Annotated in this window: 15 protein-coding genes; 13 read left to right on the top strand and 2 right to left on the bottom strand. The window is 46.0% G+C overall.

From position 1 onward, the window contains the following. Positions 1–20: 20 nt before the first annotated feature. A complete protein-coding gene (locus tag ACSQ8O_RS28440; protein WP_056621030.1) occupies positions 21–1634 on the top strand; it encodes an ABC-F family ATP-binding cassette domain-containing protein in 1614 nt (537 codons plus the stop codon). 67 nt (positions 1635–1701) lie between these two features. On the opposite strand, the gene ACSQ8O_RS28435 is transcribed toward ACSQ8O_RS28440, so the two are convergent. After that, positions 1702–1923 (bottom strand): hypothetical protein, encoded by a 222-nt coding sequence (locus tag ACSQ8O_RS28435; RefSeq protein WP_171630778.1) that lies wholly within the window; start codon positions 1921–1923, stop codon positions 1702–1704. A 67-nt stretch (positions 1924–1990) separates the two neighbouring features. On the opposite strand from ACSQ8O_RS28435, the gene ACSQ8O_RS28430 reads away from it, so the two are divergent. Genes ACSQ8O_RS28430 through ACSQ8O_RS28420 form a run of 3 tightly spaced genes read left to right on the top strand, consistent with a single transcriptional unit; the run spans position 1991 to position 3242 of the window. Then, the gene (locus ACSQ8O_RS28430) at positions 1991–2515 is read left to right on the top strand and encodes a hypothetical protein (RefSeq protein WP_436244426.1); all 525 of its coding nucleotides are present in this window, start codon (positions 1991–1993) and stop codon (positions 2513–2515) included. Between the two features lie 2 nt (positions 2516–2517). Further along, positions 2518–2841: a thioredoxin family protein gene (locus ACSQ8O_RS28425; RefSeq protein WP_436244425.1), complete on the top strand. Its 324-nt coding sequence runs from the start codon at positions 2518–2520 to the stop codon at positions 2839–2841. Between the two features lie 14 nt (positions 2842–2855). Further along, positions 2856–3242: a kinase-associated lipoprotein B gene (locus ACSQ8O_RS28420; RefSeq protein WP_436244424.1), complete on the top strand. Its 387-nt coding sequence runs from the start codon at positions 2856–2858 to the stop codon at positions 3240–3242. On the opposite strand, the gene ACSQ8O_RS28415 is transcribed toward ACSQ8O_RS28420, so the two are convergent. Beyond that, positions 3239–3460, bottom strand: coding sequence for a hypothetical protein (locus ACSQ8O_RS28415; protein WP_056621044.1), 222 nt, complete (start codon positions 3458–3460; stop codon positions 3239–3241). The genes ACSQ8O_RS28420 and ACSQ8O_RS28415 overlap by 4 nt on opposite strands. A 256-nt stretch (positions 3461–3716) precedes the next feature. On the opposite strand from ACSQ8O_RS28415, the gene ACSQ8O_RS28410 reads away from it, so the two are divergent. From ACSQ8O_RS28410 to purT, 9 genes are all read left to right on the top strand, one after another. Continuing rightward, positions 3717–4793, top strand: coding sequence for a Gfo/Idh/MocA family protein (locus ACSQ8O_RS28410; protein ID WP_436244423.1), 1077 nt, complete (start codon positions 3717–3719; stop codon positions 4791–4793). Positions 4794–4810: 17 nt separating this feature from the next. Beyond that, positions 4811–5446, top strand: coding sequence for a trimeric intracellular cation channel family protein (locus tag ACSQ8O_RS28405; RefSeq protein ID WP_082595807.1), 636 nt, complete (start codon positions 4811–4813; stop codon positions 5444–5446). 47 nt (positions 5447–5493) lie between these two features. Further along, positions 5494–5973 (top strand): hypothetical protein, encoded by a 480-nt coding sequence (locus ACSQ8O_RS28400; RefSeq protein ID WP_436244421.1) that lies wholly within the window; start codon positions 5494–5496, stop codon positions 5971–5973. Between the two features lie 300 nt (positions 5974–6273). Continuing rightward, positions 6274–6429 (top strand): hypothetical protein, encoded by a 156-nt coding sequence (locus ACSQ8O_RS28395; RefSeq protein ID WP_157257047.1) that lies wholly within the window; start codon positions 6274–6276, stop codon positions 6427–6429. Positions 6430–6458: 29 nt separating this feature from the next. Further along, positions 6459–7121 (top strand): hypothetical protein, encoded by a 663-nt coding sequence (locus tag ACSQ8O_RS28390; protein ID WP_436244420.1) that lies wholly within the window; start codon positions 6459–6461, stop codon positions 7119–7121. After that, positions 7118–7330: a hypothetical protein gene (locus ACSQ8O_RS28385; RefSeq protein ID WP_436244419.1), complete on the top strand. Its 213-nt coding sequence runs from the start codon at positions 7118–7120 to the stop codon at positions 7328–7330. The genes ACSQ8O_RS28390 and ACSQ8O_RS28385 overlap by 4 nt, the downstream gene beginning before the upstream one ends. Positions 7331–7405: 75 nt before the next feature. Beyond that, the gene (locus ACSQ8O_RS28380; RefSeq protein ID WP_436244969.1) at positions 7406–8296 is read left to right on the top strand and encodes an ATP-binding protein; all 891 of its coding nucleotides are present in this window, start codon (positions 7406–7408) and stop codon (positions 8294–8296) included. 28 nt (positions 8297–8324) lie between these two features. Continuing rightward, the gene (locus ACSQ8O_RS28375; RefSeq protein ID WP_436244418.1) at positions 8325–10229 is read left to right on the top strand and encodes a cobaltochelatase CobT-related protein; all 1905 of its coding nucleotides are present in this window, start codon (positions 8325–8327) and stop codon (positions 10227–10229) included. Between the two features lie 379 nt (positions 10230–10608). Next, entirely contained in the window at positions 10609–11787 is a 1179-nt protein-coding gene (gene purT / locus ACSQ8O_RS28370) for a formate-dependent phosphoribosylglycinamide formyltransferase (RefSeq protein ID WP_436244417.1), read from the top strand. Positions 11788–11809: the final 22 nt, after the last annotated feature.

Here is an 11809-nt window from a genome sequence, read left to right as displayed (position 1 = left end):
AAGGTAGGTATATAGACCCCATGATTAATGTAAATAACGTGACGCTTCGTTATGGCAAGAGAGCCCTGTTCGAAGACGCCAATATTAAATTCACACCAGGAAATTGCTACGGCTTGATCGGAGCGAATGGTGCAGGTAAATCCACATTCCTCAAAATCCTTTCCGGTGAAATCGAGCCTAATACAGGTGAAGTGAGCATCACACCAGGTGAGCGTATGGCTGTCCTTAAACAGAATCATTACGAATTTGATGATATTGAAGTTTTGAAAACTGTCGTTATGGGGCATTCCCGTTTGTACAAAATCATGGAAGAGAAAGATGCCCTGTATGCAAAGGCTGATTTCTCCGAAGAAGATGGCATGAGAGCAGCTGAGCTCGAAGGAGAATTCCAAGATCTTGATGGTTGGCAAGCAGAATCCGACGCAGCTGAGCTATTGATTGGTCTAGGTATTCCAACATCCCTGCATGATACGAAAATGAAGGATCTTGATGGCAACGAGAAAGTTCGCGTGCTCTTAGCACAAGCGTTATTCGGTAACCCGAACATTCTATTACTCGATGAGCCTACCAACCATTTGAACTTGGAGTCCATCAAGTGGCTAGAGCACTTCTTGTCCCGTTTTGAAGGCACTGTAATCGTTGTATCACATGATCGTCACTTCTTGAACCAAGTATGTACACATATCGCTGATATCGACTTTGGTAAAATCCAAATGTACGTTGGTAACTACGACTGGTGGTACGAGTCCAGCCAACTGGCGCTTCGTTTGGCACGTGATGCGAACAAGAAAACGGAAGAAAAACGCAAAGAGTTGGAAGCCTTTATCGCGCGCTTTAGTGCGAATGCATCCAAATCCAAGCAAGCTACTTCCCGTAAAAAACAATTGGAAAAACTTACACTTGAAGATATTCGTCCATCCAGCCGTAAATATCCATTTATTCACTTCAAAGGTGAGCGTGAAGCTGGTAAGCAATTGCTTGCAGTTGAAAGTCTTTCCAAAACGATTGATGGTGTTCAAGTACTGAACAATGTGACATTCACCCTGAACAAAGGGGATAAAGTTGCTTTCGTAGGCCCAGACGGGATTGCCAAAACAACCTTATTCAAAATTTTGATGGGCGAAATGGAAGCGGACAGCGGTACGTTCTCATGGGGTGTAACGACGTCGCAGGCTTATTTCCCAAAAGACAGCCAAGACTACTTCAATTCCGAACTAACACTTGTGGATTGGTTGCGTCAGTATTCCAAAGATCCGGATGAGTCATTCTTACGTGGATTCCTAGGGCGTATGTTGTTCTCTGGTGAAGAAGCGCTGAAAAAAGCGAATGTCCTTTCCGGAGGAGAAAAAGTTCGTTGTATGTTCTCCAAAATGATGCTGAGCGGTGCGAATGTGCTTATTCTTGATGAGCCTACGAATCACTTGGATTTGGAGTCCATTACTGCGCTAAACAATGGGCTAGTTGATTCCGACTGTACGATGTTGTTCGTCTCCCATGACCATCAGTTCATTCAAACGATTGCGAATCGCGTTATGGAGTTGACACCGAAAGGTCTAATCGACAAAATGCTGACGTACGATGAGTACTTGGAAAGCGAAGATGTGAAGAAACAACGTGAAATTCAATACGCATAAATAATAAAAAGTGAAAAGCGCCCTGAAGTGTTACTTTCAGGGCGCTTTTAGCTACACAAAGTGTTGTCTAGCTGCCGCCAGTGCGACGGCGTTGGTTATTTACTTTTTTGGTCATTTGGCTTTTCGCAGTTTGATTCGCATTTCCTGCTGCTTTCGGGTTAGCACGAGCTGCGGCTTGATCCGCTTGTTTCTGAGCTAGTTTGGCTTTGATCGCGTCGGCTAAACTGACTTTTTTGACACCTTGTGGTTCGACCTGGTCGGCTTGCTGGTCTTGAGGCTTGTCTGACATAAGAACACCTTCTTTACATGGTATATCCATAGTATAATCGAATCAAAGAAAAGATGAAAGAAGGTGTGTGGGGATGTTTGATCCGACGATCTATGACAATATCAAAGTTGTGCTCGAAGGAGCCGTCTATGATTTGGATTTGGAAGGTAAAATCATCATAACACGAAGAGAAGATTTAATTGACTTGTCCTCGATGTCTCGCACATTTGCTATTGAATTTGCTAGACAAGTGGGATTACCGAATAAAGCAGAAATTCACTTACATGTGCATTTGAGTGATTTGGCAGCTGAAATTCTAGAAAATCCTACGGCTAAGCCTGGGTGCACGCTGTTAATTAAACTTCATACGTATGTGAACGATCCAGAAATTGATTGTCCGATGATTGAAGCACAATTGAATGCTTTTTGGGAGCAACGCCCTCGTATTACCCAACAAATTTCCTATCTGTATGGTGAACAACCAGAGGAGTATCGCAATCTCATTACGTTATCCTTTGGCCGCAAAATTGATGAGAGCCATCTTGATGACTTTTCTGATCTGATTGACTATGCGTTTGAAAGCTTAGTATGGCTGGATGAGAGAGGGGCATAGCGATGCAAGAGTTATCTCAACAAGAATTACAATCCAAAGTAAATCAAGATAACGAAAAATCATTTGCTGTCTTTATGTACACGCCGTTATGCGGTACTTGCAAAGTAACAGAGCGCATGTTGGACATTATACTGACGATGAAGCCAAACATGCCGTTAGTGAAATGTAATATTAATTTTCTGCCTCACATCAGCCAAGAATGGCAAATTGCAAGTGTCCCTTGCGTGGTCATCATCGAACCTGGGAAAGAGAAGCAATATATATATCGGATGCAATCCGTGGATGAGTTATACCGCAGACTAAGGCCATTAGTAGAACAAGAATAGGAGTGGAGTATACAATGAGTTTTCAAATCGGAGACCGCGTTATTGCTGAGTATAAAACAGGGGTTTATTATGGTGAAGTTGTAGAAATGTCCTCTACCATGAAGGCGGCAGTTCGCATTCTTGCCGTGAAGGATCACCCTACACAAGGAGATTTACATAATCCGATGGATCCAAGCGTAGCTTTTTTTCATCAAAGAAGGGCATTATCCCATCAAGAGATCGCATTAATGCCGATTGCAACGATTCGTCCTTATGCGGGTGAGGTGCCAGATTACCAAGTGTCTCTGAAGAGAGCGCTATTGGCTCAGATCGATAAGCTGTCAGACATGGAAGCATGGGCCCGACGCTCTCTGCAGGAGCTTGATCAGCTGAGTAAAGAATATTTTCCACCGTCCAATTAGGAAACTTCTAAGTACAACTTGGTACCATCATTGTATTTGAAAATAGCGACATCTCCAATGATCTCGATCATCGAGATCATTTTTAATTTTCTGCGAAATTCAAAATGTAGTTCGTATTCCTTTAATTTAGTTGAAAGTAACTCCATCTGGGAACGTTTATGAGTAAAATTCATCACAGGGATCGATTTATTCTTGAAACGGATTGTGTTTGCTTGCATGTTCAAAACCCTCCTTTACACGGTAAATGCTGCTTTGTTGCTGCCTTACACTATTTAGGATACATTTCAAATGTTAAATATGTTTGCGTGCAACTATTAAAAAAGTTTTAGCAATTTATTATATGTGAATAATAGCGCTACAGGGCTAGTTCCGCTAAGATAAATTTTAGAGGGCCAGATTCATGGTTGCGGGGAGGGTTAACCCCATTTATAATAGATAAGATTGTATTCTAACAGGTTCTGGAGGGTCACAGAAATGACAGAAACAAAACCAACTCGCATTGGGATTATTGGTGCCGGAAATATCGGAAATGTACACATGGAGACGTTTAAAACGATACCATGGGCGCAGCTAGCAGGTGTGACAGATGTCTATTTGCCGCTTGCTGAAATGAGAGCGAAAGATCATAACATTGAACAGGTATATGCAAATTCAGATAAATTGTTAGCGGATCCTACGATTGATGCCGTTGTCATTGCTGTTTCGAATGAGTGGCATGCACCAATTGCGGTAAAGGCGTTAGAGGCTGGCAAGCATGTCATGCTGGAAAAGCCGATGGCGATCGATTTAGCATCAGCTCGTCAAATTGTTGAAGCAGAGCGCAAATCGGGCAAGATTCTCATGATTCCGCACCAAATGCGTTGGGAAGCTTCGTCCATAGCTGTGAAGGAGCAAGTGGAAAAAGGTGCGCTTGGTCACATTTATCATGCAAAAGCGAGCTATCTGAGACGTAAGGGCATTCCAGGCTGGGGAACATGGTTCACCCAAATGGATAAATCAGGCGGAGGTCCATTAATCGATCTTGGTGTACATATGTTAGATCTAACGCTGTATTTAATGGGGAATCCAAAGCCGGTTTCCGTTTATGGATCAACCTATGCAGAGTTCGGACCGCGCAAGCAAGGGATTGGCACATGGGGAGCCCCGAATTGGGAAGGGAAATTTGATGTCGAGGATTTAGCAACAGCCTTGATTAAGTTTGAAAATGGGGCAACTCTTTCCTTGGATGTCAGCTGGGCAGGCCTACTGGAGACGGATAACTTGCCAGTCGTGCAGCTGCTTGGTTCTGAAGGCGGTGCCTATTTGAAAGGTGCGAAAGGAAAGCTTTTTGCTGAAAAATTCGATCGGATCGTGGAAACAGAACTTTCAGCTCCTGCAGCGAATGATGATCCACGTGCACGTATGGTGCAGCATTTCTTGTCCAGTATCACGAGTGGTACTCAGCCGATAACGTCTGTCATGACAGGCTACACGAATAATTTGATCCTAGATGCGATTTACCGTTCGTCGCAAACGGGCGATGAAGTGAAATTGAACTGGGACATCGAGTAGACAGGGGCTGCAAGCAAGTGAACTGGGAGTTATTTAGTATCATCGGGACGATCGCCTTCGCAGTTAGTGGTGCAATTGTGGCGATGGAAGAGGAATATGATATCTTAGGTGTGTATGTACTTGGGCTTGTTACAGCATTTGGTGGCGGAATCATCCGTAATATGCTCATCGGAAAACCGATTGTACTTCTGTGGGAGCAAGGGATGTATTTTCAAATCGCATTATTTGCAATGACAGTTGTCTTCCTTATGCCTGTGAAATATATTCGAATGTGGAAAACTTGGGAAGCCTTCTTCGATGCAATTGGCTTAGCAGCATTCGCTATCCAAGGGGCGCTCTATGCAACGAATATGGGCCATCCATTAAGTGCCATTATCGTTGCCGCGGTACTCACGGGGATTGGCGGAGGTATGGTCCGTGATGTGCTAGCAGGTCGGAAACCATTGGTGCTCAAAGATGAAATTTATGCGGTCTGGGGTATGCTAGCGGGAGCGTTAGTTGGACTTGGTTGGTCACAGGGCACATGGCAGTTAGCCATTCTTTTTGCACTTATCATCATTTTGCGCATGTTCTCAGTTAACTACAAATGGAAGCTGCCGAAACGCTCTTTGCGTGATACTTTAGTGGAATCCACACGAAGATCGGATTCGTAGTCCAATTCAGCTGCATGGTAATTGCTTGGAGATAGGAGGAGAGTCAAATGGAAGCATCTTTAACACAGCAACAGAAAATTTCAGCTGAAACGATTGCGACCCGTATTATTTCCGTCAAGGAATTGTTGCAAACGGAGTTAGATCTGTATGAAATATCGAAGGATTCAGAGACTGGTGAACATTACTTGCATTATGCCTACATGCACCGAGATTTCACCAATACGGGAGAGCCGGAGTCCTTTCATTACTTAATGCCAATAGAGAATGATGATGTGCTAGGTATGATTTTTGGCGAGCAGGGGTATGCCTATCCAGAGCATTGGAATGCTTCCTTCTTACGAAATGGGCCTGAAGGCTTCTATATTTGGTTTGATCCTTCCCACGAAGCAGAACAATCCGAGGATGAGGCCATAGCGGCAGATCTCCTTCAGAAGCTTCGAGCTTTTCATGATCAAGGAAATGTAGATCCGGAAGCTGTTCGTAAGCTGTTAGAAGATATGGATGAGACCAGGAAGAAAGAAGATTAGATGTAAAGTGAAATGAACCTCCTTGAAACCGCTCAAACTTGAGTGGTGGCGATGGAGGTTTTTTGTGATTCACTTAACCATCCACATTTCATCGAACTGCGAAAATAAAACAGAAATATCAGTCGTTACCACGAAGTGCATAACTCATGTAAATAAGTGCAGATTCCAATTTGCTATATGAAGCTAGGGTTGTCAGAAGATGAACTGTCATATTTTCACCGAGACGTTTAGTAAAAATAAGGGAAATAGACCATATTAAAACTAGTGTCAATTTAATATTAAGAAAGGGGGCATATAAACATGGAAATGGAATCGTATCATTTTGCAAATTTAGGTATTCATGAGGAATTAATGCAAGATCTTCGCAATCTAGAAACTCGCATGAAAGAGGAATTAGGGTACGAAATTGCGCTAATTGCGTATACCAAGGAAGCAGATGGGCTCCCAAGCAAGTAATATATACAGAGAAATAGGGGGGAATGACGATGAATGCTGTGAAAATGTCAGTCATCATGACGGCTGCCTTCGTCGGCTTGACGGGGTGTTCAGCAACTCACTCAAACAAAATAGAACAGGCATCGCTGTCTATTCAGAGTGTAGGACTATCTGATTCTGGAGATGCGAAGCATCGCGACCATTTGAAGGAAATTGCACCTGCCAAAAAAGTAGATCAATCACGAATAAAGGAAGAGAATCCACATCACAATACCTATCTTTCCATGAACCGCGAAGTAGCTGATCAAGTGATGCAAGAGGCTCGTTTGGGTACTACTTCAATAGCAATGACGGATACGAATATCTACGTAGCTGTTGATATGGGAGAGTTCCAAGATCCAGGTATGAATGATCAAGTTAAGCAATTAAGCAAGTATAACGATTCAGCGACGGAAGCGGGATTATTCGGTTCAGGTATGGGCGCTCAAATGGATTGGGTATCTGCGAAACCTATACCTAGTGACAGCCTCAATGTGATTCGTCATGTTTTGACGCGTATTTATCCTGATTCGCATATTTTCATCTCGTCAAATGCTTTGTTCGTAAACCGAATGATGTACTACGACATGCAGCAACGAAAAAATAAACGCATGGATATGTACTTGCACGAGTTTAATACCATGGTGCAATATACGTTCAATAGTTCCAAATGAGTAATAAATACAAGGTTCGCGCCTATTGCAGCTCGAAAATATGTGAATATGTCCACAAAGAAGACGTGATGATTGCAATAAATTATGAAACGGCCTACAGCTTGGCGAAGGTATACAACGAATTTTCGTCTAAACCAAGCTGCCCTTCTTGTGGTGAAGCCATGGCTTTCTATGCCCATTCCGTCATTGAGGAGCCTTGGTTAACCTGATGAAGCTTGACAATTCGCGCTTTCCTGATAATAGTTAGAGAATAATGCAATCAGGAGAGGATTACCGACGCGATGATGACAGATTTTTTGAAAATAGATGGTTTACCACCAGAGGTTCGAGCGCGATTGGAGGAGCAAAAGCAAATCCTTCATTCCGCCGAGGACAGTAAGCTAATCGGAATTGCAGCATATGAAGCTCCCACAGAAGATCTGCTCACAGATGCGATTTTGTCACTTTTTCTAGGCAAAAATGTACTCTTAAAGGGGCCGACAGGGTCTGGCAAAACGAAACTTGCAGAGCACGTATCCGCTATCTTTCATCAGCCTATGCACAGCGTGAATTGTTCCACGGATTTGGATGCGGAGGCGTTACTTGGCTTCAAAACACTAACACATGATGAGCAAGGTCGCAGCCAAATTGCGTTTATCCCCGGTCCAATTATGAAAGCGATGACCAAGGGGCACTTTCTTTATATTGATGAGATTAATATGGCCAAACCAGAAACACTGCCTCTTATCAATGGCGTGCTGGATCACCGCAGATCAATAACAAACCCATTCACAGGCGAAGTAATTATTGCGCATCCGAATTTCAGAGTTGTCGCAGCGATTAATGAAGGCTACATTGGTACTGTTCCGTTAAATGAAGCGCTGAAAAATCGTTTTGTCACTGTGGAAGTGCCTTATTTGCAAGGAGAATTATTGTTTCAGTTGTTAAAAAGCCGTTCCGTGCTGCGTGATGAAAAGTTGTTACGTACTTTCGTACAACTATCTGCTGATTTACTTTCCCTGATTGAAATGGGGCAACTGCCCGATGAAGCCGGTTCGATTAGGGCCTTGTTAGACGCGTGTGATTTGGCGGCGTATATACCACCTATGCGGGCAGTTACGCGGGCGATTGCGGATAAGCTAGAGGATGAAAGGGAACGTGCAGCTGTGATGAATACGGCTGAAACGTTACTGTAAAACCATGTTCGTAGGAAGTCTTAGCCGATTGGATGATAAAATCGATGCGCTGCTCCACATGCAGTTGGTGGATTTGGCTCGTTTATTTACGAAACGTGAAAAGCTGGAAGTTGAGGCTGGATTTCACGCGCATTATGATGAAACTGCTTTGCAAATGACGGTGAGTCAATTTTGGTGGGACTATCCGCTTCGTGATAAAACAGCGGGTATGAAAAGCGATGTATATCTGCGTTGCCTTGGCAGCGCTTGGTTTACAGGAAAAGAGGCAGTGACTGCCTACCTCCATTACTGCTCAAGTGCCAGGTTTCCGAAGCTGGCAAATAGCTTATTTGCACTATGTGAGGATATGCGCTTGGAGCGAATTTGCCGCAGCCAACGTTCTGGAATGGGAGCTGTATTTGCACATCGGCATCAGATCTTAGGCGGATATTTCGAGCATAAGCTCCGAACGCATGTGAGCAAAGGTGAGTTGGCAGATGCGTTACTGTTGATCGTGTATGGTTGGTTTACTGGAAAGTCGTGGCAAGGTGAGTCGTTCTCTTCTGCGCTTGGCAGCGAGTTAACGGGCCGTTTGGGTGGACTCTATGCGATGCTAGAGCAAGTAGAGGAAGCGGCGCATACGGATCAAGTTGCGGTTTTGTGTGAAGACATACTGGAGAAGCTGTCCCCGTTGTTGGAGCGTGATGCTGTGTCTGCGTACTTCTGGACACAGCAGGGAAGCGGGAGCGCAGATCCCCTGCCTGCGGACTATAAAGGCGAGTTGAAGCGCGCGAAACGGCTCGCCAACGATGATGTGCTCCCCGATCAAGAGGGGGAGCGTCAACTGCCGGGCCAAGAACGGATGCCGACTTGGCATCGTGAGAGCAGCGACCGCAGCCCAGGGCTGCTGCGGTTCGAGCTGGAGCGCGGCGCTCGCACCGCCGCGCAGGGCTCTGCGCCCCGTGAGGGCGATGCCGCCGACCAGGCGCTCGCCATCGCCCAGGGGCGCTCGCAGCGCGCCCAGCGCACCGGCGCCGCCGCTGAGCGGCGCCAAGGGCCTTCCGTGCCCGCTGCCGCGGGGCACGGGGAGGGCGAGGTCGCCGCGTACGCGACGGCGACCTGGCTCTTGCCTGAACGTCCTACTGCTGCGCAGGAGGACGGGTTCAGGCGCCTGAGCGAGCGCGCAGCGCCGCTCGCGAAGCCCTTGCAGCGTGCGATACGGCGCACGCTGGAGCAGAGGCGGATCGCCCCGCGCGGCGATCGGCTGTTCGGGCGGCTCGACAAGCGGCTAACGCGAGCCGTCACGCAAGAGCTGCCGCGCCTCTTCTATAAGAAGCGCGCGCCGGTACCCCAGCTCGACGCAGCGTTCGCGCTGCTCGTCGATTGCTCGGCGTCCATGTATGACAAAATGGACGAAACCAAACTCGGTCTCGTGCTATTCCACGAGACCCTCCAAAACCTGCGAATCCCCCACGAAATTGTGGGATTCTGGGAGGATGCGGACCGCGTAACCGAGCAGGAGGCACCGAACCTGTTCCAGATTGCGGTGGACTTCGGCTCCTGCCTCGCGTCCGGGAGTGGAGCGGCTCTGATGCAGCTGGAGCCGCAGCAGGACAATCGCGATGGCTTCGCAATATGTGAGATGATGAAGCAGCTGCTGCGGCGCACAGAGCGGCAGCGCATCCTCCTCGTGTTCTCGGATGGGGAGCCTTCGGCAGCCAACTACAACGATGTCGGCATCCTGGATACACATGAAGCCGTTCTGCAAGCTAGACGCATGGGTATCGAGGTGATCAGCGTTTTTCTGGCAAATGGTACCGTTCATGAAACACAGAGGAACGCGATGCGTAATATGTATGGGCGAAGCTCTATCGTTGTTCCCAATGTGGAAGGATTGCATGAACAGCTTGTGCCTATTTTACGTAAACTATTGCTGAAATCGATACAATCATGATCAGTTCATTGGCTTGTAATAACCTACATAAAACTCCAGTTATTTTTTTGGGTTTTCTAGATGTATCTCCTAAATCCTAAAATTAACTGGAGAAAATCCATTACTCGCTTGAAACTATCCCAATGACGCAATTTAGAAGTATTTTTTACATATTTTTATATTTCCCCCCCTGTTGAGTCGTACGTAAAGTGACGGTTAGCGTAACTGCCAACAGCGTAATCTGAAGATCTCATCTATCTTTTAACCTCAAAATCCAGTACAATAGATCAGGGTCAATCTAGGTAAAATTCGCCAAACTCCGACGTTAATCGGATGAATCACATATGTAATCATCTTTCATAGCTTGTACTCATCTTTCATTTAGGGGGCATTTCATCTCATGTACGGAGCACCATTATCCAACAAATCCAAGAAAATTATGCTGCTTGGCTCTGGTGAGCTAGGCAAAGAAGTTATTATTGAAGCACAGCGACTCGGTATAGAGACGATTGCCGTGGATCGTTATGCGAATGCTCCTGCTATGCAAGTTGCGCATCGCAGCCACGTTATCTCAATGTTAGATGGCGAGCAGCTTCGTGCGGTTATCGAGAAAGAGCGCCCGGATCTCATCGTGCCGGAAATTGAAGCAATCGCAACGTCTGTTCTTGTAGAACTTGAAAAAGAAGGCTACCGTGTTATCCCAACGGCGACAGCATCCCGTTTAACAATGGATAGAGAAGGGATTCGTCGACTTGCTTCTGAAACACTGGGACTACGCACGGCCAAATATGAGTTTGCTAATAGCCTTGAAGAATTGCACGCAGCAGTTGCCGTAATCGGGACACCTTGTGTGATCAAGCCGATCATGAGCTCCTCTGGAAAAGGGCAAAGTGTTTGCCGTACACCTGAAGGTGTAGAAGCTTCATGGAACATTGCAATGGAAGGCGGACGTGCCAAAAACGCGCGTGTGATCGTCGAAGAATTTATCCATTTTGAATCCGAAATTACGTTATTGACGGTTCGTTCAGTTTCAGGAACAACGTACTGTGAACCAATTGGTCACATTCAAAAAGACGGCGATTACATTGAATCTTGGCAGCCGCATACGATGTCTGAGCAGCAAATTGTGGATGCACAGCAAATGGCAAAAACGATTACCGATGCACTTGGCGGTCACGGTCTATATGGCGTTGAATTATTCCTAACTGCAGATGGCGTATACTTCAGTGAAGTGTCCCCGCGTCCGCATGATACAGGGATGGTTACGATGGCTACGCAAGATCTTAGTGAGTTCGCGCTGCATGCGAGAGCGATTCTTGGATTCCCGATAACGGGCGTTCGCTTATTGACACCAGGTGCCAGTTACACGCTGAAAGCCGATCGCGAGCAAGTAGAATATACCATTAGCGGCATTGACGAGGCGTTATCCGTCCCGAATACGCAAGTAAGAGTATTTGGCAAGCCAGAAACCAAAGTAGGTCGCCGTATGGCTGTTGCTCTGAGTTCTGGGGAAACAGTGGAAGAAGCACGCAGATTAGCTAAAGAAGCAGCTGGTAAGCTCACATTGAATTACAACTAAACTGAATGACTGAAGTATGCTA

This window comes from Paenibacillus sp. LjRoot56, assembly GCF_964253335.1.
Lineage (GTDB): Bacteria > Bacillota > Bacilli > Paenibacillales > NBRC-103111 > Paenibacillus_E > Paenibacillus_E allorhizoplanae.
Note: the sequence above shows the minus strand (reverse complement) of the source record. Positions and strands in the feature narration are given on the sequence as shown.